The organism is Kitasatospora phosalacinea, from assembly GCF_000716545.1.
Classification (GTDB): domain Bacteria; phylum Actinomycetota; class Actinomycetes; order Streptomycetales; family Streptomycetaceae; genus Kitasatospora; species Kitasatospora phosalacinea.
This window is the reverse complement of sequence record NZ_JNWZ01000005.1, coordinates 44361-69301: the sequence shown is the minus strand read 5'-3', so window position 1 is coordinate 69301 and position 24941 is coordinate 44361. Positions and strand designations below refer to the sequence as shown.

At 73.1% G+C, this 24941-nt stretch carries 19 protein-coding genes; 8 read left to right on the top strand and 11 right to left on the bottom strand.

The window, feature by feature from the left end; translation table 11 throughout:
* Nucleotides 1-11 precede the first annotated feature (11 nt).
* From OO48_RS03910 to OO48_RS03880, 7 genes are all read right to left on the bottom strand, one after another.
* Complete coding sequence (locus tag OO48_RS03910; protein ID WP_033212802.1) at nucleotides 12-881, bottom strand: carbohydrate ABC transporter permease; 870 nt, start codon at nucleotides 879-881, stop codon at nucleotides 12-14.
* Nucleotides 882-890: 9 nt separating this feature from the next.
* Nucleotides 891-1757: a carbohydrate ABC transporter permease gene (locus OO48_RS03905; RefSeq protein WP_081951897.1), complete on the bottom strand. Its 867-nt coding sequence runs from the start codon at nucleotides 1755-1757 to the stop codon at nucleotides 891-893.
* 62 nt (nucleotides 1758-1819) lie between these two features.
* Nucleotides 1820-3220, bottom strand: a complete 1401-nt coding sequence (locus tag OO48_RS03900) for an extracellular solute-binding protein (protein ID WP_033212801.1) — start codon at nucleotides 3218-3220, stop codon at nucleotides 1820-1822.
* A gap of 325 nt (nucleotides 3221-3545) precedes the next feature.
* Nucleotides 3546-7847 (bottom strand): discoidin domain-containing protein, encoded by a 4302-nt coding sequence (locus OO48_RS03895; protein WP_051731704.1) that lies wholly within the window; start codon nucleotides 7845-7847, stop codon nucleotides 3546-3548.
* 201 nt (nucleotides 7848-8048) lie between these two features.
* On the bottom strand, nucleotides 8049-9062 hold the full coding sequence (locus OO48_RS03890) for a LacI family DNA-binding transcriptional regulator (RefSeq protein WP_033212799.1): 1014 nt from the start codon (nucleotides 9060-9062) through the stop codon (nucleotides 8049-8051).
* Between the two features lie 103 nt (nucleotides 9063-9165).
* Entirely contained in the window at nucleotides 9166-10179 is a 1014-nt protein-coding gene (adhP, locus tag OO48_RS03885) for an alcohol dehydrogenase AdhP (protein ID WP_033212798.1), read from the bottom strand.
* A 102-nt stretch (nucleotides 10180-10281) separates the two neighbouring features.
* Nucleotides 10282-11130 (bottom strand): helix-turn-helix transcriptional regulator, encoded by an 849-nt coding sequence (locus OO48_RS03880; RefSeq protein WP_033212796.1) that lies wholly within the window; start codon nucleotides 11128-11130, stop codon nucleotides 10282-10284.
* Nucleotides 11131-11231: 101 nt separating this feature from the next.
* Between OO48_RS03880 and OO48_RS03875 the strand changes: the two genes are divergently transcribed.
* Both OO48_RS03875 and OO48_RS03870 read left to right on the top strand, forming a co-directional pair.
* Entirely contained in the window at nucleotides 11232-11996 is a 765-nt protein-coding gene (locus OO48_RS03875) for an SDR family oxidoreductase (protein ID WP_033212795.1), read from the top strand.
* Between the two features lie 186 nt (nucleotides 11997-12182).
* On the top strand, nucleotides 12183-13094 hold the full coding sequence (locus OO48_RS03870; protein ID WP_033212794.1) for a PAC2 family protein: 912 nt from the start codon (nucleotides 12183-12185) through the stop codon (nucleotides 13092-13094).
* A gap of 113 nt (nucleotides 13095-13207) precedes the next feature.
* Here OO48_RS03870 and mshC read toward each other — a convergent pair whose 3' ends face one another.
* From mshC to OO48_RS03850, 4 genes are all read right to left on the bottom strand, one after another.
* Nucleotides 13208-14437 carry a cysteine--1-D-myo-inosityl 2-amino-2-deoxy-alpha-D-glucopyranoside ligase gene (gene mshC, locus OO48_RS03865; protein WP_033212792.1) on the bottom strand — a complete coding sequence of 410 codons (1230 nt, stop codon included), beginning with the start codon at nucleotides 14435-14437 and terminating at the stop codon, nucleotides 13208-13210.
* Between the two features lie 89 nt (nucleotides 14438-14526).
* On the bottom strand, nucleotides 14527-15426 hold the full coding sequence (locus OO48_RS03860) for an SCO1664 family protein (protein ID WP_081951896.1): 900 nt from the start codon (nucleotides 15424-15426) through the stop codon (nucleotides 14527-14529).
* Nucleotides 15396-15959, bottom strand: a complete 564-nt coding sequence (locus OO48_RS03855) for a DUF3090 domain-containing protein (RefSeq protein WP_033212789.1) — start codon at nucleotides 15957-15959, stop codon at nucleotides 15396-15398. Before OO48_RS03855 ends, OO48_RS03860 begins: the two co-directional genes overlap by 31 nt.
* A gap of 210 nt (nucleotides 15960-16169) precedes the next feature.
* Nucleotides 16170-16868, bottom strand: a complete 699-nt coding sequence (locus OO48_RS03850) for a histidine phosphatase family protein (RefSeq protein ID WP_033212787.1) — start codon at nucleotides 16866-16868, stop codon at nucleotides 16170-16172.
* Between the two features lie 53 nt (nucleotides 16869-16921).
* On the opposite strand from OO48_RS03850, the gene corA reads away from it, so the two are divergent.
* The 6 genes from corA (at nucleotide 16922) to OO48_RS35930 (ending at nucleotide 24913) form a co-directional block, all read left to right on the top strand.
* Complete coding sequence (gene corA, locus OO48_RS03845) at nucleotides 16922-17920, top strand: magnesium/cobalt transporter CorA (protein WP_209439425.1); 999 nt, start codon at nucleotides 16922-16924, stop codon at nucleotides 17918-17920.
* A 205-nt stretch (nucleotides 17921-18125) separates the two neighbouring features.
* The gene (locus OO48_RS03840) at nucleotides 18126-20402 is read left to right on the top strand and encodes a protein kinase domain-containing protein (RefSeq protein WP_051731703.1); all 2277 of its coding nucleotides are present in this window, start codon (nucleotides 18126-18128) and stop codon (nucleotides 20400-20402) included.
* Nucleotides 20399-21670 (top strand): hypothetical protein, encoded by a 1272-nt coding sequence (locus tag OO48_RS37205; RefSeq protein ID WP_051731702.1) that lies wholly within the window; start codon nucleotides 20399-20401, stop codon nucleotides 21668-21670. Before OO48_RS03840 ends, OO48_RS37205 begins: the two co-directional genes overlap by 4 nt.
* 116 nt (nucleotides 21671-21786) lie before the next feature.
* Nucleotides 21787-23661 carry an AAA family ATPase gene (locus OO48_RS03830; protein WP_033212786.1) on the top strand — a complete coding sequence of 625 codons (1875 nt, stop codon included), beginning with the start codon at nucleotides 21787-21789 and terminating at the stop codon, nucleotides 23659-23661.
* Nucleotides 23658-24317: a 4Fe-4S single cluster domain-containing protein gene (locus OO48_RS03825; protein WP_033212785.1), complete on the top strand. Its 660-nt coding sequence runs from the start codon at nucleotides 23658-23660 to the stop codon at nucleotides 24315-24317. The genes OO48_RS03830 and OO48_RS03825 overlap by 4 nt, the downstream gene beginning before the upstream one ends.
* The gene (locus OO48_RS35930; protein WP_051731701.1) at nucleotides 24305-24913 is read left to right on the top strand and encodes an FHA domain-containing protein; all 609 of its coding nucleotides are present in this window, start codon (nucleotides 24305-24307) and stop codon (nucleotides 24911-24913) included. The genes OO48_RS03825 and OO48_RS35930 overlap by 13 nt, the downstream gene beginning before the upstream one ends.
* The last annotated feature ends 28 nt before the right edge of the window (nucleotides 24914-24941 follow it).

Sequence of the window (24941 nt, the reverse complement as noted above, 5' to 3'; positions counted from 1 at the left end):
GTGACGGAGCGTCAGCCCTTGATGGAGCCGGCGGTGAGGCCGGCCATGATGTTGCGCTGGAAGATCAGGAAGAACACGACGGTCGGCGCGGAGGCGATGGCCAGCGCGGCGATGACGACGTTCTGCGGGACGCCGGTGGACAGCGAGGTGATGCCGATGTTGAGCGTCTGGTTCTTCGGGTCGGTCTGCACCAGCAGCGGCCAGAGGAAGTCCTTCCAGACGTTCACCACCGCGAAGATGGAGACCACGCCGAGGATCGGCCGGGACATCGGCAGGATGATCGACCACAGGGTGCGCAGCGGTCCGGCGCCGTCGACCGAGGCGGCGGCCAGCAGTTCGTCCGGGACGGAGTCGAAGAACCGCTTCAGCAGGAAGATGTTGAAGGCGTTGGCGACGGTGGGCAGCCAGATCGCCCACGGGGTGTTGACCAGGTTGACGTGCAGCAGCGGCAGGTCGAGCACGGTCAGGTACTGCGGGACGATGAGCACCGCGGAGGGGATCATCAGGGTGGCCAGCATCATGCCGAGGATGACGTTGCCGAGCACCGGGCGGAGCTTGGAGAGCGCGTAGGCGGCGGCGACGTCGAAGACCAGCTGGAAGGCGAGCGCGCCGAACGCGTAGTAGAGCGTGTTGAACAGCAGCCGGCCCATCCGCATCTTCGACCAGGCCTCGCCGTAGGTGTCGAAGTGGACCGAGTGCGGGAAGAGCGTGGGCGGGTTCTGGATGACTTCCTGGGTGGTCTTCAGGCCGCCGGTGACCAGCCAGTAGAGCGGGCCGAGGAAGACCAGGGTGAAGCCGCCGACGACGAGGCACAGGACGATCCGGTAGACGATCCTGCCGCGGCGGCGGTTGAGCTGGGTGTCGGATATCAGGGTGCGCACGGCGGCCTCCTAGTCGTTGTTCCGGGACAGCCGGACGTACACCGCGGAGAAGGCCGCGAGGACGAGCAGCAGGACCAGGCCGAGCGCCGAGGCGGCGCCGTAGTTGTTGAAGTTGAACGCGTACTGGTAGATCAGGTAGACCACGGTGGTGGTGGAGCCCTGCGGGCCGTTGCCGCCGGTGAGCAGGTAGGGCTCGACGAACACCTGCATGGTGGCGACGATCTGCAGCAGCAGGAGCAGCGAGAGGATCAGCCTGGTCTGCGGGATGGTGACGTGCCAGATCCGGCGCAGGAGGCCGGCGCCGTCGAGTTCGGCGGCCTCGTACAGCTCGCCGGGGATGGTCTGCAGCGCGGCCAGGTAGATCAGGGTGGCGCCGCCCATGTTCATCCAGGTCGCCGCGATGACCACCGAGATCATCGCGGTGTCGGAGGAGTTGAGCCAGGCCGAGGTCGGCAGGTGCAGGGTGTGCAGGATGTTGTTGAAGAGGCCGTAGCCCGGGTCGTAGAAGTACTTGAACAGCAGCACGGAGGCCACCGGCGGCATCATCACCGGCAGGTAGACCAGGACCCGCAGGTAGCCCTTGGCGTGCCGCAGTTCGTTGAGCACGATGGCGACCACGAAGGGGACGGCGAAGCCCAGGGCGAGGGCGAGCACGGTGAACAGCAGGGTGTTGCGCCAGGCCTGCCAGAACGCGGGGTCCTGGGTGAGCAGGTCCAGGTTGTCCAGGCCGACCCAGCGGGTGTGGCCGCGCTTGGTGCGCTGGAAGCTCATCACGATCTCGCGGATCATCGGGTACCACGAGAAGAGGGCGAAGCAGAGCAGCGCGCCGAGCAGGAAACCGTGCGCGGTCACGTTTCGGCGCAGTGTTTGCCGCATGGGTGTCTCCGAAGGGGAATCAGGACCGGGGCCGGCCCGTGCGGCCGGCCCCGGTCGGGGTGTTACTGGAGGCTCGCCAGGACCTGGTTGACCTGGGTCTCGGCGTCGGACAGGAGCTTGTCGACGCCGGCGCCCTTGTCGGTCAGGACACCGGAGACGGCGTTGTCCAGGACCTTGTAGATCTGCTGGGCGTTGGCGGGCTCCGTCTTGCCGGGCACGGGGGTGTTGATGAACGGCGCGTAGTTGGCGACCGGGACGGTGGCGTCGGCGGCCTTGGCCTTGTTGTCGGCCTCCAGGCTGGCGCCGGTGAAGAAGGCGGGCTGCGGCAGGCCGACCGGCAGGCCGTCGGCCTTGTTGCGGGAGTACTGGAACTGGCCCTTGCCGACGGTCAGGTACTTGAAGTTGATCCAGGCGATGCCGGCCTTGATCTGGTCCGGGGTGGACCCCTTCTTGAAGAGGTAGTCGTTGCCGCCGAGCAGGGCGCCCTTGCCGCCGATCATCGGGCCCATGCCGTAGTCCTCGTACTTGCCCTTGAGGGTCTGGACCATGTACGTGATGTCGTCCGGGGCGCCGATGTACATGCCGAGCTTGTCGGAGGACATCTGGGTCATCAGGTCGGGCCACTTGAGGCCCTGGGTGGCGCCCATCGAGTTGTCGGTCCAGCGCATGTCGTACAGGTTCTGCAGGACCTGCTTGCCCTCGGCGGTGTTGAAGGCGGCCTTCTTGCCGTCCTCGGTGGTCATCGAGCCGCCGAGGCCGTAGAGCTCGGCGGTGAAGTGCCAGCCGCCCTGGTTGGTGGCGCTGTAGTCGCCGTAGCCGTTGACGCCGTTGCCGAGCGCGGCGATCTTCTTGGCGGCCTCGCGGACCTCGGGCCAGGTCGTCGGCGGCTTGTCCGGGTCCAGGCCGGCCTGGGTGAAGAGCTTGCGGTTGTAGAGCAGGCCCATCTTGTAGTTGGAGGTGGGCAGGCCGTACAGCTTGCCGTCCGACTTGAGGGTGGCCAGCACCGAGGGGTCGATGTCCTTGAGCGCGGGGACGGTCTTCTCGTTGACGTAGGCGCTGATGTCCTCGGCGCCGTCCTCGTCCAGCACCTGGTTCAGGTCGGTGAAGTAGCTGTAGAAGACGTCGGGCTGGGTCTTGCCCTTGAGCTGGGCGGTGAAGGCCGGCGGCTCCTCGCAGGGCGAGGCGTCCTTCGCGTTGATGGTGACGTTCGGGTACTGCTTGTTGAACTCCTTGATGTCGTCCTCCCACTGCTTGCGCTCGGCGGCCTTGGTGACCGGGGGCTCGCAGTCGATCGAGAGGGTGACCTTGGTGTTCGGGTCGAGGGGCGCCGCGGCGTCCGCGCTGCCGCCCTTGTCGCCGCCGTCCGAGGAGCCCGAGCTGGACGAGCAGGCCGCGGCGGTGAGCGCCAGGCCGGCCGCGGCGACCAGGGCGACGGATCTGCGGAGGAGCCGGTCACGGTTCATGGGGGGTGGTCCCTTTCGAGCACAGGAGGGCAGCGCGCAGCAGACGGCAGGCGCCGTGGAAGCCCGTTGGTTTGCGGTGGGGATGTGCCGACTACTTAAGCAGCCGCCGACAGGTTGCCACAAGATGTCGACTGTATTTCGCAAAAACGTGACTTTCGCTTGCGCGTACCGTGACACGGGACGGCCCGGAACGCGGCAACGGCCCGCAACGCCCCCGGGGAGGGCGTCACGGGCCGTCGGCCGGCGGCCGGGCCGCAGACCTGCCGGGACGGGGCGCGACGGCGGTCAGGGGCCGTCCGCGCCCCGCCCCGGCGGCGGGAGGGTGTTACGGGTTGACGGTGATGCGCATCGTCGAGGTGGTGTTCTGGATGTCCTTGTAGTTGTTGCTCAGCGTCAGGTGGTTGAAGGTGACGCTGCCGACCGCCGGGCCCTGCCCCGCCTCCGGCATCTCGTTGGCCCAGATGCCGTACCCGGACTTGGCGTCGAGGGCGTCACCGCTCCGCTGCGCCCCGCTGATCGACACGTTGGTGAAGACGGTGTCGGTGATCGGGTTCTGCGGCTGGCCGCCCGAGTAGTTGGTCTGGAACATGATGCCGCTGTAGGTGGGGTCGACGATGTCCACGTCGCTCACCCGGATGCCCTGGAACACCTTGGAGGCGGAGAACACCCAGATCGCCGGGAAGACCTGCTGGCCCCAGAAGTGGCCGCCGGCCCGGACGAGGGAGATGTTCTGCAGGTTGGTGGTGGGCGAGGCCCCGAAGCCGTTCATCGGGTAGCCGAAGTCCAGCGAGGAGATGGTGATGCCCGAGTAGCAGAGGGTGTCCGCGATGTAGATGTTGCGGAAGGTGTTGGCGTAGCCGCCGTACACCGCGACGCCCGCCGCGCGCCAGGTCAGGATCGAGGTGAGGTTCTGGAACACGTTGTTCTTCTCGTCCGCGCCGCCCGCGTCGATCGCGGAGAACAGCGCGAAGGAGTCGTCACCGGTGGCCCGGGCCTCGTTGTTGGAGACCAGGTTGTCGGTGGAGCCGTTGGTCATGTTGATGCCGTCGGCGAAGGTGTCCCGGATCCGCGAGTTGGTGATCGTCATGAAGTCCGTGTTGGCGCCCCAGTACATGCAGACCATGTGCTCGGTCCAGATGTTGTCGATCGTGATGTTGGCGACGTTGGCGAAGTCGAACACCTTGCCGGGGCCGTCGATCCGCGAGGTGTAGTTGCCGAAGTAGGCGAACCCGCTGAAGGTCGAGCCGTTGGCGGTGGACTCGGCCCGGAAGCCGACGTCGGTGTTGGACTGGCTGGTCGGGGCGTAGAACCGGGTGAACCAGGGGCCGGCGCCGACCACCTTCACCGGCTTGCCGTAGACCTGGAACTTGCTCGCGGTCTGGTAGTCGCCGGCCGGGAGGTAGACGCCGACCAGGGTGCCGGTGGTGTCCATCCGGACCTTGTCCAGGGCGTTCTGCACGTCCTGGTGCGAGAAGCCGGCCGGGACGGCGTACTTGGCCGGGTCCGGGTTGGGGACCTGGGTGGCCTGCTCCAGGCTGACGAAGTCGATCGCGTACTGCGAGGTGTTCGCGGCGTCCTTCTGCAGCTTGATCCGGTGCCCGGCCGGGACGGTGGTGCCCAGCAGGACGTTGGCCTCGTCGTAGACGTGCCGCGGGCTGCCGGCGCTCGGGGTGTTGCCGGGGCCGGTCTCCGAGCCGTACAGCCAGGCGTACTTGGAGGTCAGGTCGATCGACTTGAGGAAGGTGCCGTCCACGTAGACGTTCAGGGTGGCGCTGGTGCCGTCGCCGCCCGCCGCGTCCGGGATGGAGAACCGGGTGACCAGGGTGTTGGTCGCGGCCTTGGTGGTGAACTCCACCGAGGAGCCGGTCGAGTTGAGGGTGACGGCCTTGCGGCCGGAGGCCTCGCCCGCCGGGTCGCCGATGGTGCGGTTGGGGCCGACCACCCGGGCGCCGCCGGCCAGCGCGCCGTCCTCGGCCTCGTACGTGTCGTACGGCATGTTGGCGCCGCGGCCGACGTACAGCGACTGGCTGCTGGCGTTGTTGGCCTGCTTGACGGGCAGCTCGTTGCCGTCGTCGGCGATCACCGTCCTGACGGTGTAGCGGCCGTTGGCGGCGGTCCAGCTGCCCAGCGAGACCGGGCCGCCGGTGGCGCCGGGGGCGAGCGTGCCGCTGTACGCGCCGGTCAGGGTCTTCAGCACGGTGCCGCTGGTGGCGTCCGCGATGGTGACGGTGATGCCGTGGCTGCCGGCGGCGCTGGCCACCGTGCCCTGGTTCTTGACCGCGACGGTGAAGTTCACCGCGCTGCCGTCGGCGGGGTTGGAGGGCGACCAGGTCGAGGGGGCGGCGACCAGGTCGGAGGAGGCGACCTGGCTGACCGTCAGGACGCTCGCGGCGGTGAACGAGTTGTTGGTCTCGTCCTGCTCGATGACCTTGTTGTCCTCGTCGACCTTCGCGGTCAGCTGGTAGCTGCCCGCGTTCTGCGCCGGGATCTGCGCGGTCACGGTGGTGGAGGCACCGGCTGCGAGGGCGCCGACGTTGGCCGAGCCGACCTTGGCGGTGCCCAGGTAGAAGTTGACCGAGGTGGCGCCGGAGGGGTTGGTGCCGCCGTTCTTCACCACCGCCGACAGGGTCGGGGTGTCGGTCTCGACCGGGGCGGCCGGGTTGCTGCCGACCGAGGTGACGCTCAGGTCCGGGTTGGGGGCCGGGACGCCGATCACCTGGAACTCGGCGGCCTGGCCGCCGCTGGAGCCGGAGTTGGCGGTGAACTTCAGCTGCACGTCGGCGACGGTCGCGGAGACCGGGATGGTGACGGCGTTGCCGCTCGCCGGGTCGAAGGTGTAGCTCTGCGCCGGCACCAGGGTGGTGAAGCCGCTCGCGCTCTGCTCGCGGCCGTCCACCTCGATGGTCTGGGTGCGGGGGCCCCAGGCCGAGGCGGGGTTGAGCTTGACCACCACCGCGCTGGTGGTCGCGTTGGCGCCCAGCTTCACCGCGAGGGTGCTCGGGTAGCTGCCCGCCGCGCCCTCCCAGTAGGTCGCGGTGTCGTTGTCGTTGGCGTTGGTCGCCACGAAGGTGAAGGTGGAGGAGGAGGCCGAGATCGGCTTGCCCGCCGCCAGGTTGGTGCCCGTCCCTCCCCCGCTGCCGGTGCGCACCACGGTGTTGGACGCCGCGGAGGTGTTGCCCGCCGCGTCCTTCGCCTTCACGTAGTACGAGACGGTCGCGGTGTCCGGCTGGCTGTCGGTGTACGTCAGGGTGGTGCCCGACACCGAGGTCAGCAGCGCGCCGTTGGCGTACACGTCGTAGCCGGTGACGCCCACGTTGTCGCTGGACGCCCCCCAGGTCAGCTTGGTCTGCCCGGCCGCGGGCGAGCTGTACGCCAGGTTGGCCGGGGCGCTGGGCGCCTGGGTGTCGCCGGACTGGCCGGTGCGGGTGACGGTGTTGGAGGCCGCGGACTGGTTGCCCGCCGCGTCCTTCGCCTTCACGTAGTACGACACCGTCTGGCTGTCGGAGCGGCTGTCGGTGTACGTCAGGGTGGTGCCCGACACCGAGGTCAGCAGCGCGCCGTTGGCGTACACGTCGTAGCCGGTGACGCCCACGTTGTCAGTGGACGCCCCCCAGGTCAGCTTGGTCTGCCCGGCCGCGGGCGAGCTGTACGCCAGGTTGGCCGGGGCGCTGGGCGCCTGGGTGTCGCCGGAGGTCGGGCCGTACGCCTCGAACTCGGAGAGCTGGCCGGCCGGCCAGGCGGTGTTGGCGGTGAAGGCCAGCCGCAGGTACCGGGTGGTGGTGGTCGCCAGGTTGACCGTCACCGCGTTGCCGGCGGCCGGGTCGAACACGTAGCCGGCCGAGGCGGCCAGGTCGGTGAAGTTGGTGCCGTCGGTGGAGCCCTGGACCTTGAGCGTCTCGGTGCGCTTCTCCCAGCCGGCCGGCAGCTTCAGCACCAGCTTGTTGACCGGGACGGCGGAGCCCAGGTCGCCCTGGATCCACTGCGGGAAGGCGTTGTTGGCGCTCTCCCAGTAGGTGGCCTGGTTGCCGTCGCCGACGTTGCCCGCCACGTAGGTCTGCGAGTAGCCGCTGGCGGTGAAGGTGCGCCCGGCCAGCAGGTTCGCCGAGGCGGAGGTGGCGCCGTAGACCTCGAACTCGGAGATCTGGGCGGCCTGCCAGCCGGTGTTGGCGGTGATGCTGACCCGCACGTAGCGGGCGCTGGTGGCCCCGAAGGAGATCGTCACCCGGTCGCCGGAGGCCGGGTCGAAGGTGTGGTCGGCCGCGGAGGTGATGGTGGAGAAGTTCGTGCCGTCGGTGGAGCCGAGCACGCTGAGCGTCTCGGTCCGGGCGCCCCAGGAGCCGGGGATCTTCAGCACCACGGTGTCGATGGGGGCCGCCGCGCCCAGGTCGACCTGGACCCACTGCGCGGAGGCGATGCCGTTGGACTCCCAGTAGCTGTCCTGGTTGCCGTCGTTGACGTTGCCGGCCGTGTAGGCGCCGTTGGCGCTGGAGGCGGTGACGGTCTTGCCGAGCGCCAGGTTCGGCCCTCCGGCCGCCTGCGCCGCCGGGAGCAGCGGCCCGGCGAGCAGGAGCATTCCCAGCGCGGCTGACGACGCCGTCAGCCGCGCGGTTATGCGCTTCGATCTCATGACGTCCCTTCACAAGGTCAAGAAGATGACAGTCTTCTGTCTATCTTTTGCGCGATGGCAGCCAAGAGTTACAGCGACGCTACGAACATGTCAACGGATCGGTGCAAGCGTGCGCACACGAAAAGCGGGCGGGCACCGAAGTGCCCGCCCGCTCGGCGGCCTTGCCCTGACGCCCCCTCGGGGGCCGCTGCCCGCTGCCGGTCAGCCCCGCGCGCGGGCCGGCGCGGTCGATCCGCGCACCACCAGCTCGGGCTCGAAGAGCAGCTCGTCGTGGGTGACCCGGACCCCGGCGATCTCGCCGACCAGCAGTTCCACCACCGCCCGGCCCATCGCCTCGATCGGCTGCCGGACGGTGGTCAGCGGCGGATCGGTGCACATCATGAACGAGGAGTCGTCGTAGCCGACCACCGAGACGTCGTCCGGCACCGCGAGCCCGGCCCGGCGCACCGCACGCACCGCGCCCAGCGCCAGCGGGTCGCTCGCGCAGACCACGCCGGTGACGCCCTGGCGCAGCAGCCGGGTGGTGGCCGCCTGGCCGCCCTCCAGGCTGAACAGCGCCCGCTCGACGTGCTCGTCCGGCAGTTCGAGGCCCAGTTTGGCCACCACCGCCCGGGCCGCGGCCAGCTTGCGCTGCGAGGGCATGTGGTCCAGCGGGCCGAGCACCAGGCCGACCTCCGTGTGCCCCAACTGCCGCAGGTGGCCGAAGGCCTGCTCGACCGCCACCGCGTCGTCGCAGGAGACCCGGGGGAAGTCCAGGTGCTCGATCGCGGCGTTCAGCAGCACCGTCGGCAGGCTGCGCTCGGCCAGGCGCTGGTAGTGGTCGTGCGGCGCGTCGCCCTGGGCGTACAGGCCGCCGAAGAACACCACGCCGGAGACGTGCTGCTCCAGCAGCAGGTCGACGTAGTCGGCCTCGGAGACCCCGCCCGCGGTCTGGGTGCACAGCACCGGGGTGAAGCCCTGGCCGGCCAGCGCGCCGCCCACCGCCTCGGCGAACGCCGGGAAGATCGGGTTGCCCAACTCCGGCAGGACCAGCCCGATCAGGCGGGCGCGCTCCCCGCGCAACTGGGTGGGCCGCTCGTAGCCGAGCACGTCGAGGGCGGTGAGAACGGCCGCCCTGGTCGCTTCGGAGACACCGGGCTTCTCGTTCAGCACCCGGCTGACGGTCGCCTCGCTGACCCCGACCTTCTTCGCCACCTCGGCAAGTCGTCGTGTCATGCGCCGAGTGTACGACAGAAAACGCAAGCGGCTTGCGTTGATTTGCAGAAGAGGACGGAACCGGTCGGTGCCGTCCTCGGTCCGCTCCCCCGGCTTGCGGAGGTCAGCGCAGGTCGAACACCAGCCGGGCCGAGACCTTGCCGGCCAGCACCTCCGCGAAGCAGGAGTTGACGTCCTCCAGCCTGCGGGTCTCCCGGATCACCTTCGTCCGGCCCAGCCGGTGCAGCCGGAACACCTCCGCCAGGTCCTGCCGGGTGCCGACGATCGAACCGATCACCTTCGTCCCGTTCAGCACCGTGTCGAAGACCGGCAGGGTCAGCTCGCCCTCGGCGGGCAGCGCGACCAGGACGAGCGTGCCGCCGCGGCGCAGCGAGTCGTAGGCGGCCCGGAAGGAGGCGTTGGAGACCGCCAGCGAGACCGCCGCGTCCGCGCCGCCGAGCTTCCGCACCTCGTGCGCGACGTCCTGGGTGCGGGCGTCGAGGACGTGGTCGGCGCCGAGCTCCTGCGCCAGCTCCAGCTTGTCGTCGGTGATGTCGACGGCGACCGTCTCGGCGCCGGAGATCCGGGCGTACTGCAGCGCGAGGTGGCCGAGGCCGCCGATGCCGGAGACCAGCACCCGGGTGCCCGGCCGGGCGCCGGAGAGCTTGACCGCCTTGTACGTGGTGACGCCCGCGCAGGACAGCGGGGCGGCGTCCATCGGGTCCACCCCGTCCGGCACCGGGACGACGTAGTCGCCGTGCGCCAGCGCGTACTGCGCGTACGCGCCGTCCACCGAGTAGCCGGAGTTGTGCTGGGCGAGGCAGAGCGTCTCCCAGCCGGTCACGCAGTGGTCGCACCGGCCGCAGGCATCGGCCAGCCACGGGATCGCCACCCGCTCGCCGACCTGGACGTGCCGGACGTTCGCGCCGGCCGACTCCACGATGCCGACGCCCTCGTGGCCGGGCACGAACGGCGGGGACGGCTTGACCGGCCAGTCGCCGTGCGCGGCGTGGATGTCGGTGTGGCACAGGCCGGAGCACTCGATCCGCACCAGCACCTGGTGCGGCTGCGGGGACGGCACCTCGCGCTCCTCGATCTCCAGCGGTTCGGTGAAGTCCCGGACGACGGCTGCCTTCATGTCCTTGCTCTCCTCGCAGGCCGGACGGTGGTGACGAATGGGGACGAATCCCCCGGAACAGCCTGCGTGTTCCCCGCTCGGACCGCGAACGGACGCGCCGGTTCAGCGGTCGGCGGCGGCGAAGCGGCTCTGCCCCAGCACGGCGAGCAGGCGCAGCTTCTCCTCGCTCTCGCTGCGCGGCGCGGCCGTGAGCACCAGCAGCACCTGGGACTGGTCCTCGGTGAACAGGGCCTGGCAGTCGACCTCGATCGGCCCGACCTCGGGGTGGACGAGCGTCTTGCGGTCCTCGAAGCGCCGGGCGACCTCGTGCCGCGCCCACAGGTCGACGAACTCCTCGCTGGCCGCGCTCAGGGCCCGCACCAGCTCGCCCGCGCTGGAGCGCGGGCCGCGGACGCCGTGGGCGGCGCGCAGGTTCGCCACCTGGGCGCGGCTCTGCCGGTCGCGGTCCTCCTCGGGGTAGAGGGACCTGGCGGCGGGGTCGGTGAACCAGCGGTAGATCGCGCTGCGGGCCGGGCCGGTCAGGTGCGAGGCGTCGCCGAACAGCGCCGCGGCCAGGCCGTTCTGCACCAGGGTCTCGCCCAGGTCGCCCAGAACGAGCGCCGGGGTGTCGTCGAGGCGGTCGAGCACCCGCAGCAGCGCGGGGGCGACGTGGGGCGGGGCCGACGGTGCGGCGGGGGCGTTGCGCCCGGCGATCCGGTACAGGTAGTCGCGTTCGTCCCCGGTCAGTCGCAGCGCCCGCGCGAGCGAGGACAGGATGTGCTCGCTGGGCTGGGGGGCGCGCCGCTGCTCCAGCCTGGTGTAGTAGTCGGTCGACATCACGGCGAGCGAGGCGACCTCCTCCCGGCGCAGCCCCGGAGCCCTCCGGCGGGCGCCCCGGGGCAGGCCGACGTCCTCCGGCCGGAGTGCTTCGCGGCGGCGGCGCAGGAAGTCGGCGAGTGCGGTGCGGTCCATGGTCCGATTGTCGTCCGGTCGCCGCCGCCCAACCAGGGACCGGCGGTCCCCCGACAACGCGTCTCTGCCACCGCCGCCGGGGAGGGACGACATTGGGAGCCGTGAACATCTCCGGAAACACCGTCTTCATCCCCGGTTCCACCAGCGGCCTCGGGCTGGCGCTCGCCCTCGCGCTGCGGGAGAGGGGCAACACCGTCGTCGTGGGCGGCCGGCGGGCCGACCTGCTGGAGCAGATCGCGGCCGAGCACCCCGGCATCGACACCGTGCGCGTCGACGCCGCCGACCCGGCGAGCATCGAGGCGGCGGCGGAGCAGGTCCTCGCCCGCCACCCCGGCCTGAACGTCCTGGTGACCATGGCCGGCGTGATGAGCGCCGAGGACTGGCACCGCCCCTCGTCGTTCCTGGCCACCGCCGAAGCCACGGTCACCACGAACCTCCTGGGCACGATCCGGCTCGTCGCGGCCTTCGTCGAGCACCTCCAGCGGCAGCCGGACGCCACGATCATGACCGTCTCGTCCGGTCTGGCGTTCGCCCCCCTGAAGGCCACGCCGACGTACAACGCGACGAAGGCCGCCGTCCACATGCTCAGCGAGTCCCTCCGCCTGCAGCTCGCCGACACCTCCGTGAAGGTCGTGGAGCTGGTGCCCCCGGCCGTCCGCACCGCGCTCGTGCCCGGGCACGAGGAGAACGAGGCGGCCATGCCGCTGGAGGAGTTCACCGCCGAGGTGGTCGGCCTGATCGAGGCCGCCCCGGACGCGAGGGAGATCCAGGTCGAGCGGGTGAAGTTCCTGCGCTACGGGGAGGCCCGCGGCGACTACGACCGGGTCGTCGCCGCCCTCAACCCGGCCGGGGGGCACGGGGAGTGAACCCGGTGCCCGCACCCGGCGCGCCCGCGGCGGGCGCGGGCGCCGCCCGTGCCGGATCCCCGTCGGCTGACACCACTACGCTTGGGCACCTCACCCGGTCCGCGGGGGCATTCAATGCCCGTAGGCTGGGCAGTAAGGGACCACGGGGGCGGCAGAGCCCCCGCCACTGACGGAGGGAGATGCCGGGTGATCGAGCTGGAAGACCTTCCCGAGTTGATCGACCCGGTGATGATCTGCGCCTTCGAGGGCTGGAACGACGCCGGCGACGCGGCCTCCGCCGCGCTCGGGCACCTCGACGAGACCTGGGGCGGCAAGGTGTTCGCCGCGCTCGACGCCGAGGACTACTACGACTTCCAGGTCAACCGGCCCACCATCTGGCTCGACGGCGGGGTCCGCCGGATCACCTGGCCCACCACCCGGCTGTCGGTGGTCCGGGTCACCGAGCCCAAGCCGCGGGACCTGGTGCTCGTCCGCGGCATCGAGCCCAGCATGCGCTGGCGCTCGTACTGCAACGAACTGCTGGGCTTCGCCCACGAGCTGGGCGTCGAGCTGGTCGTGGTCCTGGGCGCGCTGCTCGGCGACACCCCGCACACCAGGCCCGTCCCGGTCTCCGGCGTCACCTCGGACGCGGCGGTGGCCCGCTCGCTCGACCTGGAGGAGAGCCGCTACGAGGGCCCCACGGGCATCGTGGGCGTCCTCCAGGAGGCCTGCGCGCACGCCGGCGTCCCCGCGGTGACCTTCTGGGCCGCCGTCCCGCACTACGTCTCCCAGCCGCCCAACCCCAAGGCCACCCTCGCCCTGCTCAACAAGGTCGAGGACCTGCTCGACCTGCGCATCCCGCCGGGCGAGCTCGCCGACGACGCCCGGGCCTGGCAGCTCGGGGTTGACCAGCTCGCCGCGGAGGACACCGAAGTCGCGGAGTACGTCCAGCAGTTGGAGGAGGCGCAGGACACCGCGGAGCTGCCGGAGGCCTCCGGGGACGCGATCGCCCGGGAGTTCGAGCGGTACCTGCGGCGGCGGGACAACCAGGGGCCGAGGGGCGAGAAGCCGATCACCGGCCACGCGACGGAGCGTCCCAAGGACGAGGACGAGGAGTAGCGCGACGGCGCGACGCGGACCGGCCCGGAGAGCGGTGCGCTCCCCGGGCCGGTCCGCGTTCTGCCCGCGCCGCTCCCCGCGCCCCTGACGGGACGCGGGGAGCGGCGGGCGTGCTACAGCGCGACGCCCAGCAGGGCGTCGACGGTGCGGGAGGCCAGGCCCGGGGCGCCGGTGTCCTCGCCGCCCTCCGCGTGGGCCGCGGCGGCCCAGCGGTCGACGGCGGCGAGGGCGGCCGGGGTGTCGAGGTCGTCGGCGAGGGCCGCGCGGACCTCGGCGAGGAGGGCCTCGGCGGGCGGGCCGTCGGGGCGGGAGACCGCGGAGCGCCAGGTGGCGAGGCGGGTGAGGGCGGTGTCGAGGTCGGCGGCCGTCCACTCCCAGTCGCTGCGGTAGTGGTGGGCGAGCAGGGCGAGCCGGATCGCGGCGGGGTCGACGCCGTCGCGGCGCAGGGCCGAGACGAAGACCAGGTTGCCCCGGGACTTGGACATCTTGTGCCCGTCCAGGCCGACCATGCCGGCGTGCACGTACGCGCGGGCGTAGGGGTGCTCGCCGAGGGCGACCTGGGCGTGCGCGGCGCCCATCTCGTGGTGCGGGAAGGACAGGTCGCTGCCGCCGCCCTGGACGTCGAAGTCCATGCCGAGGAACTTCAGCGCGATGGCCACGCACTCGATGTGCCAGCCGGGGCGGCCGCGGCCGAGCTCGGTCTCCCAGGCGGGTTCGCCGGGGCGGGCGGCGAGCCAGAGCAGGGCGTCCAGCGGGTTCTTCTTGCCCTCGCGCCCGGGGTCGCCGCCGCGTTCGGCGAAGACCGGGAGCATCTGCTCGCGGGTGAGGCCGGAGACCTCGCCGAAGCGCGGGTCGGACTCGACCGAGAAGTAGACGTCGCCGTCGACCTCGTAGGCCGCGCCGGAGGCGAGCAGGCGCTGCACCAGCGGGACGATCCACGGGATGGACTCGACGGCGCCGACGTAGTGCGCGGGCGGGAGCATCCGCAGCGCGGTCATGTCCTCGCGGAACAGGGCGGTCTCGCGCTCGGCGAGTTCGGTCCAGTCCTGGCCGGTGGCGACGGCGCGTTCCAGCAGCGGGTCGTCCACGTCGGTGACGTTCTGGACGTAGAGGACGTCGTGGCCGGCGTCCTTCCAGACCCGCTGGACCAGGTCGAAGGCGTTGTAGGTGGCTGCGTGGCCCAGGTGGGTCGCGTCGTAGGGGGTGATGCCGCAGACGTAGAGCCGGGCGGTCGGGCCGGTGGGCACGACTTCTCGGACACTGCTCGTGGCGGTGTCGTAAATGCGCAGGGGAAGCCCCTGACCGGGCAGGGCGGGAACCTCGGAGGCGGGCCAGGCATGCATGGGACCGACTCTAACCTTGCGATCATTTGAAAGACCAACCTACGGACGCGATCGGCCTGAATCGATTCGTCCTCGGTTTCGGATCGGTATCAGACCGGCGGCCAGGGAATAGAAGGCCACTCCCGTGACGGCAGCGGGTGCCGTCCCGAGGTGCGCAGCGCGGCCGTCCGGGCCCTCAGCGCGTCGAGCTCACCGGGCGTCAGGTGCGGGCGCAGCCGTTCGCCGAGCGGGCCGTCGAGGTCGGCGGCGAGCTTCGCCAGGACGTCGAGCGCCTCGGCGGTGAGCGGCTGTTCGGCCCAGCCCCAGAGCAGGGTGCGCAGTTTCGGCTCGGTGTGGAAGGTGACGCCGTGGTCGATGCCGTAGATCCGGCCGTCGGCGGCGGACAGCCAGTGGCCGCCCTTGCGGTCGGCGTTGTTGAGGACGGCGTCCAGCACGGCGAGGCGGCGCAGCTGCTCGTCGTCGCGGTGCACCAGCCAGACCTGGAGGCCGCCCTCGACCTCGGCCCGGACCACCGGCAGCCAGCCCTCCCGGACGCCGTCCAGGGGCTGCAGGTCGAGCAGTTCGGGCGCGTCCGGGTCGGGCTCGATCCAGAGCTGGACCATGCCGGGCCCGGCCGGTCCCCCGCGCAGCGCGGTGGGCGGGACGAGGTGCCAGCCGGTGGCGGCGGAGAGCTCGTGCGCGGCGGCCTCCCGGCCGGCCAGGGTGCCGTCGGGGAAGTCCCAGAGCGGGCGCTCCCCGGCGACCGGCTTGTACGCGCACGGGGCGGTGAGGCCGTCCAGCGTGACGGTGCAGTACAGGACGGCGTTGGAGGCGTCGGTGACCCGGCCGTGCACGGCGAGGGCGCCCTCGCGCAGCAGGGTGAGCGCGGTGGCGGGGTCGGCGGCCAGCGCGGCGCTGGTGGCCGGGTCGGTGCCGGGGGCGTCCACCCGTTCCGCCCGCTCCCCCGCCGCTTCCTCGTTCAGCGCCGGTAGCCGTTCGCGCGCGGGCACAGGTGGCCCTCCGGGTCGAGCGGGAGGTTGCAGAACGGGCAGGGCTTGCGGCCGGCCGCGACCAGGTCCAGGGCGCGCTTGGCGAAGACCCGGGCCATCGCGCCGCTGAGCCGGACCCGCAGCAGGTCGGGGCCGTTCTCGTCGTCGAAGACCTCGGCCTCGTTCTCGTCCTCGGACTCCTCGACGTACGCCTGCGCCTCGACCACCAGGCACTCGTCGCGGGCGTCCCAGGCCAGGGCCATCGTGCCGACCCGGAACTCTTGCTCCAGCGGCAGGTCGAGCGGGGCGGTGTCGAGCAGTTCGGCGGGGGCCACGGCCGGGATCGGGGCCTCGCCGCCGCTGCGCCGCAGCGCCTCGTCGAGGACCTCCTCGATGCGCTCGGCGAGCGCGGCGACCTGGGCCTTCTCCAGCAGGACGCTGGTGACCCGGCCGCGCGAGGAGGCCTGCAGGTAGAACGCGCGGGCGCCTGGCTGGCCGACGGTGCCGGCCACGAAGCGCTCGGGCTGGTCGAAGAAGTGGACCTGACGGGACACGCTGCTCGCTCCGGAGGGGGGTTGCGGTCTTCTCGATCTCACCCTACGGCCAAACCGCCCGGGTACGGCACACGGGGCGGTCGGTTCCCGTGCCCGGTCGGGCAGTTGGCCGCTGGGCGGTGCGGGCCCGTACCCGGACGGTGGCCGGGCGGTGCCGGTGGGTGCTCGGGCGGTGGCTGCTCGGGCGGTGGCTGCTCAGGCGGTGGCTGCTCAGGCGGTGGCGCCGGTCTCGCCGCCGACCACCGCGTCGTCGCCGGCCGAGTGCCCGTGCGGGCGCGGGGCCAGCGCGGCGAGCGAACCGGTCTCGCCCAGGCGCAGCAGGTAGGGGCGGTGCGGGGTGTAGCGGATCGCGGTGACCGAGCAGGGCTCGACCGAGATCCGCTGGAAGTGGTCGAGGTGCAGGCCGAGGGCGTCGGCGACGATCGCCTTGATCACGTCGCCGTGGGTGGCGGCGACCCAGAGCGCGTCCGGCCCGTGGTCGACGGCGACCTTGTCGTTCCACTCGCGCACCGCGTCCACGGTGCGGTGGCTGAGCGCGCGCAGCGACTCGCCGCCGGGGAAGGCGGCGGCCGAGGCGTGGTCCTGGACGGTGCGCCAGAGCGGTTCGCCGGCCAGCTCGGCCAGCGGGCGGCCGGTCCACTCGCCGTAGTGGCACTCGCCGAGCCGCTCGTCGAGCTCGGGGGCGGCCAGTTCGGGGCGGTCGGCGGTCAGCGGCTCCAGGGTCTGCCGGCAGCGCTCCAGCGGGCTGCTGACCAGGCGGGCGATCGGCAGCCCGGCGAGCCGCCCGGGCAGCTCGGCCGCCTGGGCCCGCCCGGTGTCGTCCAGGTCGACTCCGGGGGTCCAGCCGGCGAGGATCCCGGCGGAGTTGGCGGTGGAACGGCCGTGGCGGACGAGCAGCAGGGTGGGCATACCCGAAAGGGTACGTGGTCGGCGTCTCCCTCCGGCGGCCCGTTCGGGTCACAATGGCGGGCATGATCGTGGATTGCGGCACCTACCGGGACGGGAAGCGCGTCCGGGGCCCCGAAGACTTCTCCGACGCCCTGGCGGAGGTCCGCGCGGACGGCGACGGGTTCCTCTGGATCGGCCTGGCGGATCCCACCGCGGAGGAGTTCGACCACGTCGCCGACGAGTTCGGCCTGCACCCGCTGGCGGTGGAGGACGCGGTGACGGCCCACCAGCGCCCCAAGGTCGACATCTACCGGGACTCGGTGTTCACCGTCCTGAAGACGGCCGCGTACCACTCCGAGGACGAGACCGTCTCGATCGGCGAGCTGATGATCTTCCTCGGCGACTCGTACGTGATGACCGTCCGGCACGGCCCGGAGAGCCCGCTCAAGGACCTGCGGACCAAGCTGGAGGAGCAGCCGGAACTGCTCGCGCACGGGCCCGCCGCCGTGCTGTACGCGGTCTGCGACCTGGTGGTCGACCAGTACCTCGACGTGGCCACCGAACTGCAGACCGACCTGGACGAGCTGGAGGAGCAGATCTTCTCCCCCGGGCGCTCGCGCGGCGCGGCCGAGCGGATCTACGGCTTCAAGCGGCAGGTGGTGGGCTTCCGCAAGGCCACCTTCCCGCTGATGGAGCCCGCGCTGCGGCTGACCAGGGCCGGCGCCGACGTGCGGGTGCCCTACGTCGCGGACGGGCTGCGCCCGTACTTCCGGGACGTGGCGGACCACCTGGCCAAGGTCAACGAGGTGGTGGAGAGCCTGGACCGGCTGCTGTCCGACATCCTCTCCGCCAACCTGGCGCAGGTCAGCGTGCAGCAGAACGACGACATGCGGAAGATCTCCGCGTGGGCCGCGCTGGCCGCCGTGCCCACCATGATCGCGGGCATCTACGGGATGAACTTCGAGCACATGCCGGAGCTGCGCCAGCCCTGGGGCTACCCGGCGGTGCTGGCCGTGATGGCGGGCGTCTGCTTCGGCCTGCACCGGCTGTTCAAGCGGGCGGGCTGGCTGTAGGACGTCCCGCCCCGAGGCCCCCGGGCGGCCGCCTCCCCTCCGCCTGACGTCCGGTCAATCCGGCCGCGCGGCAGCCGTGTTGGCCGGTCGGAGTCTCCGGAGCGCGGGGACCGCCGACCGCCCGCGGGGTACGATGCGGGTGCCCGGTCCAGACGCGGCGCTGCCATGGGGGTGACAGTTGAAGGACTCGGACACGTCGTTCGGGGTGACGCGTCGCGACGACGCCGGGACCGGCGGCGCGCCCGACCCGGCGGTGACGCGTCGCGACGGGGCCGAGGTCGGGGTCGGGGCCGGCGGTTCCGCGACCCTGCTGCGGCTGCCCTCCGCGCTGGCCGGACGGTACTCGGTGGTCGGGGAGCTGCCGCACCAGGGCCACGAGGCGGACGTGCTGCTGATCCGCGACGGGTCGGGGGCCGGGTTCGTCGCGAAGGTGTACCGCAGCGGGATCCGGGTGATGCCCGAGGTCTGGGAGCGCCTGCGCGGCCTGGACACCGACCGCGTGCTGCGGGCGGTCGAGACCGGCTTCTCGGACGGGCGCGACTACGAGGTGTCGGAGTACCTCGCCGCGGGGTCGCTGGAGGACCTGGCCCGGGCCGGGACGGTGCTGCCGCCGCCCGTCCTGACCGAGGTCGTCTCCCAGTTGACCGAGGCGCTGGCGCACCTGCACGGCGCGGGCGTCGTGCACGGCGACCTGAAGCCGTCGAACGTCCTGTTACGCGGCAGGGACCCGCTGGAACTGGTGCTGGCCGACTTCGGGGTGAGCAAGTCCCTGGACGCGACGTCCCGGTTCACCCAGCGCGTCTTCGGGACGCTGGCCTACTCGGCGCCGGAGTACCTGTTCGGGGCCGAGGTGTCCGCCTCGCAGGACTGGTGGTCGGTGGGGATGATCACCCGCCAACTGGCCACCGGGGGAGCCCCGTTCGAAGGGCTCTCGGAACAGACCGTCCGGCACCACCTGGCGACCCGGCCGGTGGACGTGTCGGACGTGCCGGACGAGCGGCTGCGACTGCTGTGCCGGGGGCTGCTGGTCAGGGACCCGGTCCACCGGTGGGCCGCCGCCGAGGTGCGCGACTGGCTCGCGGGCGGCGCCCCGGACGTGGTGGAGGGGCCGTCCTCCCCCGGCGCGGGGGAGGACGGCCCCCGCCCGCTGCCGTTCGACGGCGTGAAGCACACCGAGAAGGCCGCCCTGGCCCGGGCCCTGGCCGCCGACTGGGAGACCGCCGCCCGCCGGTTCTTCGGCTCGATGGGCGACCGCGCCGAGCCCAGCCAGGGGTGGCGCCAACTGCGCACCTGGATGGCGCAGTTCGACGACCCCGCGCACGACGGCGCCGAAGAGCTCGTCGACCTGATCGACGTCCACCTGCCCGGCCCGGACGCGCCGGACGTGAAGGTGCTGCGGCTGCTGCGCTGGCTCGACCCGACGATGCCGGCCGTCTACCGGGGCGCCCGGATGCTCCCCGAGGACCTGCTCGCCCTCGCCGAACGGGCCCTCTCCCCCCGGGACGACGCGGAGCGGCGGGCCGCTCGCGCACTCGTCGACGAGCTGTACGACCTGGACCTGCTCCCCCTCCTCGCCGGCTTCGGCGGCGGCGCCCGGCAGCTCGCCGGCGTGGACCGCCGCTGGCGCGACCTGAACGCCCGGTGGGACGCGCTGCGGGAGTCGTCCGCGCTGCCGCCGCGGATCCGGCGGGAGCTGGCCGGCGCCGGCATCCGCCCGGAGGCGCTGGCCGTCGCGGTCTCCCCGGCCTGGGCCCGGGCGCTGCGCGAGCGGGTCGAGTCCGCGGCGGCCCCCGTGCGGGGCGGGACGGGTTGGTTCGACGCGCTGCTCGCCGACGACGGCGACCCGGTCCGCCACCTGGCGGCGGTGCGCACGCTGGCCTCCGCCGTCGCCGAGGCCCACCGGCTGGCGGAGGTGCGCCGCGCCAACGAGGCCGCGGCGGCGGACCGGCAGCACGACTGGCGGGTCTCCGAGGACGCGCGGCAGGCCGGTACCGCGGCGGCGGTCCTGCGCGCCCTCGGCGGCGTGGTCTCGCTGTTCGCCGTCCCGGTCGTCGTCCCGCTGCTGCTGGGGAGCCTGTTCGGCGCCGACGAGTTCCTGGACCGGTTCGTCCCGGCCGTCACGGTGACCTGCGGGATCCCGCTGCTCTGCGAGACGGTGCTGGCGGCGGGGCTCGGGCAGGACTACCACCCGCGCTGGTCCCTGGGCTCGCGCCTGTCCGGCGTCGGCCGCAGCCTGTCCGGCCAGAGCAGGGCGCTGGCGAACCAGCTGCCCGTCATGCGGCGGCGGACGATCGCGCTCGGCGGGGGCTGCCTCCTCTACCTGGTGCTCGGCACCGTGACCTGGCTGATCGTCACGCTGGAGGTCTGGTCGCCGATCCCGCTCGCGGTCGCGGGGGGCTACGGGCTCTGGACGTACATCCGGTACCGGTCCTGGCGGGCGGCGCACCGGGAACAGCAGGCACAGGCGTGGGGAGAGCGATGAGCGGGCCCAAGTGCACGGCGTACGAGTGTGACCAGGCCCTGACCGCGGCGGCGCTGCGCGCGGCGGCGGAGGACGCGGCGCTGCGCGAGGCGGTGCGCCGGCGTGAGGAGGCCGCCCTCCGGGCCGCCGCGGCCCGGGACGGGGCGGTGCGCGCGGTGAAGGCCCGCAACGCGCGGATCGCCGCGCTGGCCACGGCCGCCGAGGAGTTCCGGCAGCAGTACGGCACCGTCGTCACCGGGCGACCGGTCGAGGCGCTCGAACCCGGCACGCGGTCCACGTCCGAGCTGGAGGAGTGGTGCGCCGAGGCCGACCGCGCGCTGGACGCCACCGAGCGGGAGCTGCGCGAGCAGGTGGCCGGAGCCCTCGCGGCCGGCCTGTTCGACGGCCTGCCCGGGCACGCCGCCGGACGCGGGCCCGTCGGCGCCGCCGAGCTGTTCGGCGCCCCGGGGGGAGCGGCGGAGGCCGGGGAGGCGGAGGCCGGGGAGGCGGAGCGCGGGGACGTCGAACGGGCCCTGGCCCGCGTGCTGTCGCGCCTCCTGCCGGACTGCACCGCGGACCACCGGGCGGACGTCCGGCTGGCGGCGGCCCGGGTGGCCGGGGCCGCCACCCTCGACGAGGCGCACACCTGGCTGGTCGAGACCAGGCTCCGGGTCCGGCGCGCCAACGAGGCCGCCGAGGCCGGGCGGCGCGACGCCGCCGAGGCGACCGGGCTGCTCCACGACCTCGAACCCGCCCGGTCCCCGGAGGCGGACCGGGTGCGGGCACTGCTCGCGGAGGTCGTCTCCGGTCACCGCGCCCTCGACGGGCCGCTGCGCCGGCGGGCCGCCGACTGCCGGGCCGAGGCCGAGGCGGCGGCCGAGCGGCGGTACGTGGTGGAGGCGGTGACGGACGCCCTCACCGAGCTCGGCTACCAGGTCGGCCAGGGGTTCGAGACGCTCACCGTCAGCGACGGCGCCCTGCGGCTGTCCCGCGACGAGTGGTCCGAGCACGCGGTCAACCTGGTCGTCGACCAGGAGGGCCGCCAGTTGCGCACCGCGCTGGTGCGCACCGCGGCCGGGGCGGGCGACGACGGCGCGCACCTGGACGTCGAGCGCGAGGAGCAGTGGTGCCGGGACTTCCAGGCGCTGCGCGGCCGGCTCGCCCGGGCGGGGCTGAGCACGGAGGTCCGGCTCGCGACCCCGCCCGGGCAGGTTCCCGTGCCGCTGGTCGTCCCGCCGGCCGCCGGAGCCCCGCGGGCCCGGACCGCGCACAGGGAGCGCGAGCGGTGACCGACCGACCCGCACCGCCGCAGGCGCCGTCCGTACCGCCACCGGCCCCGTCCGTACCGCCGCGGGCAGTGCCCGCACCGCCGCAGGCCCCGCCCGCACCGGCTGCGCCCCCGCCCGTGCCCGCCGGTGCGCCGCCCGCGGTGTGGCCGCCGTTCGTCCGGGAGTTCGAGGCCACGCTGCCCGTCCACTCGCAGTTCGTGCTGTGGGGCAACCGCCACGACAGCTTCCTGGTCCGGGAGGCCGGCGGTGCGCGGCCCCGGCTGCTGTCGCTGCCGGACCTGCTCTGGGAGGCGCTCCGGGCGAGCGGCTACGCGTTCCTGCTGGTGCACGACCCGGTGGACGGGCTGCGGGTGCACCTGCCGGCGGGCGCCACCGCCGAGGAGGCCGAGGAGGCCCGGGCGGCGGCGGCCGAGCTGCTCCCCCGGCTGCCCCGGCCGGGGACGCTCCCCTCGCTGGACGCCCTGCGCACCCTGATGACCGAACTGGCCCGCCCGGCGCGGCAGGTCCGGGCCGCGCTGGTGATCGACGACGCCTCCCGGATCGCCCGGAGCGCGACGGAGCTGGAGCCGGCCGAGCGGGACTTCTTCCGCTTCTGCGCCCGGCTGTCGCGGACGGCGCTGCCGGTGGGCGCGCCCACCGGCCGGACGACCCCGCTGTACAACCCGGTGATCTGGCTGGCGGACCGCGAGAACGACCTGCCGGTCTGGCTCACCTCGGCCAACGACCAGGTCCGCTCCATCGGGCTCCCGGCGCCGGACCTGGGCGAACGGCAGACCACGGCGCGCCTGCTGGTGCGGCTCTTCGGGGTCACGGACCTGGACGCGGACCCGGAGGCGGCCGAGGCCTGCGAGGTGTTCGCGGCGCAGACCGACGGGCTCACCCTGCAGGCGATGATCGAGGTGACCCGGCTGGCCCGGGACCGCGGCCTGGCGCTCGCCGAACTCCCGGACGCCGTCCGGATCTACAAGCTCGGCGTGATGGACAACCCGTGGAAGCGGGAGTACCTGCGTCGGCGGATCACGGACGGCCAGCACTCGATCCCGCAGCGGGTCGTCGGGCAGCCGCAGGCCGTCACCAAGACGCTGGACATCCTGAAGCGGGCGGCGCTCGGGCTGTCGGGCGCGCACCAGCCGAGGTCCTCGCCCGGGCCGCGCGGCGTGCTGTTCTTCGCCGGCCCGACGGGCGTGGGCAAGACCGAGCTGGCCAAGGCCGTCTCGTCGCTGGTCTTCGCGGACGAGGCGGCCTACCTGCGGTTCGACATGAGCGAGTTCTCCGCCGAGCACGCGGGCGACCGCCTGATCGGGGCGCCGCCGGGGTACGTGGGGTTCGAGGCGGGCGGCGAGCTGACCAACGCGGTGCGGCAGCAGCCGTTCCGGGTGATCCTCTTCGACGAGATCGAGAAGGCCCACCCGCGCATCCTGGACAAGTTCCTGCAGATCCTGGAGGACGGCCGGCTGACGGACGGGCGCGGTTCGACGGTGCACTTCTCCGAGTCCGTCCTGGTGTTCACCTCCAACCTCGGGGTGAACGCGGCGGACGGCGACGGGCGTTCGGCGCCGCACGTCCACCCGGACCTGCCGTACCCGGAGATCGAGGAGCGCGTGAAGGCGGCGATCAGCGACCACTTCACCCGCGTCCTCGGCCGGCCCGAGCTGCTCAACCGCTTCGGGGACAACATCGTGGTGTTCGACTTCATCGACCGCTCGGCCGCCGCCCTGATCTTCGACCTCCGGCTCGACAGCATCGTCGCCCGGGTCCGCAAGGAACAGGACATCGCCCTGGAGCTGGACCCGGAGGTCCGGGAGGCGCTGCGGAAGCGGTGCACCGACGACCTGCGGATGGGCGGCCGGGGCATCGGCACCGCCCTGGAGTCGCAGTTCGTCAACCCGCTCGCCCGGGCCCTGTTCGACCGCGGCCCGGCAGCGGGCGCGCGGCTGCGGGTGACCGGGCTGCGGCAGTCGGGCGGCGTCGTCTCGGTGGAGCTGGCATGACGGCCGCCCCGGTCCGGCTGATGCTCAACAAGGCCCACTACCCGGTGACTTCGCTGGGCCCCGGCACCAGGGCGGGCATCTGGACGCAGGGCTGCACGATCGGCTGCGCCGGCTGCGTCTCGCAGGACACCTGGGCGGCCGACCCCGGCACGTCCGTGGACCTCGCCGCGCTCCAGGACTGGCTGGCCGGCCTGCCGGAGCCGCTGGACGGGATCACCGTCTCCGGCGGGGAGCCGTTCCAGCAGCCGGAGGCGCTCGCCGCGCTGCTGGAGTGGGTCGGCCGCTGGCGCCGCGAGCGGTCCGCGCCGCTGGACGTGCTGGTCTACAGCGGGTACCAGCTCGCCCGGCTGCGCCGGGAGCACCCCGGCCTGCTGGCCCGCTGCGACGCGGTGATCACCGGCCCGTACGTCGAGCGCCTGCACACCCCCGGCCTGCGCTGGCGGGGGTCGGGCAACCAGCGGCTGACCGCGCTGACCGCGCTCGGGCACGAGCGCTACGGGGGGCCGGAGCCCGGGGGCGCGCCGCCCATGCAGGTCGCGGTGGCCGACGGGCGGATCTGGTTCATCGGCGTCCCCGGGCCCGGCGACCTGGACCGGCTGGAGGCCCGGCTCCGGGCGAGCGGCATCACCGTGGAGGAGGTGTCGTGGCGCAGCTGACCTGCTCGTCGTGCGGCCTGGAGGCGGAGGACGGGGACCTGGTCTGCCGGGGCTGCGCCGGCAACCTCAGCCGTCCCGCCGTCGGGTGCCCCCCGGCGGCCGGGGCGCGGCCCGCCCCGGAGGAGCCGCACCGGCGGTGCCCGCACTGCGGCGCCCCGGTGGTGGTGCCGACCAACCGGGTGTGCGTGGTCTGCCAGCGGATGCTCGACGAGGCTCCGCCGCCCGCCGGGGAGGACGCGTCGCGGGCGACCCGCCGGGACGTCCCCGCGGTCGTCCTGCGGATCCGGTTCGGCGCGGCGGAGCGCACCGTGCCGCCCGGCGGCACGCTGCTGCTCGGCCGCGCGCCGGCCGCCGGTGCGACCCGCGGCCTGCTGGAGCGCCACGACAACGTCTCCCGGCGGCACGCGACCGTCGGCCTGGAGCCGGACGGGACCGCGTGGGTGCGGGACGAGCACTCCACCAACGGCACTTTCGTGAACGAGGTCCCGGCCGTCGCGGGCGCCCGCACGCCGCTGCGGGACGGCGACGTGCTGCGGCTGGCCGCGGACTGCACGCTCGGCGTGGCCGTCGACCGGCCGGAGGAGGGCGGGCGGTGAACGGGCTCCGGCACCGCACCCCCGGTGC

Bases quoted from the DNA above. Each gene is read 5' to 3' on its own strand.
- OO48_RS03900 (WP_033212801.1), bottom strand. From the start codon at position 3,220: ATGAACCGTGACCGGCTCCTCCGCAGATCCGTCGCCCTGGTCGCCGCG.
- OO48_RS37205 (WP_051731702.1), top strand. From the start codon at position 20,399: ATGAGCGGGCCCAAGTGCACGGCGTACGAGTGTGACCAGGCCCTGACC.
- OO48_RS03880 (WP_033212796.1), bottom strand. From the start codon at position 11,130: ATGGACCGCACCGCACTCGCCGACTTCCTGCGCCGCCGCCGCGAAGCA.
- OO48_RS03905 (WP_081951897.1), bottom strand. From the start codon at position 1,757: ATGCGGCAAACACTGCGCCGAAACGTGACCGCGCACGGTTTCCTGCTC.
- OO48_RS03825 (WP_033212785.1), top strand. From the start codon at position 23,658: ATGACGGCCGCCCCGGTCCGGCTGATGCTCAACAAGGCCCACTACCCG.
- corA (WP_209439425.1), top strand. From the start codon at position 16,922: ATGGCGGGCATGATCGTGGATTGCGGCACCTACCGGGACGGGAAGCGC.
- adhP (WP_033212798.1), bottom strand. From the start codon at position 10,179: ATGAAGGCAGCCGTCGTCCGGGACTTCACCGAACCGCTGGAGATCGAG.
- OO48_RS03890 (WP_033212799.1), bottom strand. From the start codon at position 9,062: ATGACACGACGACTTGCCGAGGTGGCGAAGAAGGTCGGGGTCAGCGAG.
- mshC (WP_033212792.1), bottom strand. From the start codon at position 14,437: ATGCATGCCTGGCCCGCCTCCGAGGTTCCCGCCCTGCCCGGTCAGGGG.
- OO48_RS03895 (WP_051731704.1), bottom strand. From the start codon at position 7,847: ATGAGATCGAAGCGCATAACCGCGCGGCTGACGGCGTCGTCAGCCGCG.
- OO48_RS03850 (WP_033212787.1), bottom strand. From the start codon at position 16,868: ATGCCCACCCTGCTGCTCGTCCGCCACGGCCGTTCCACCGCCAACTCC.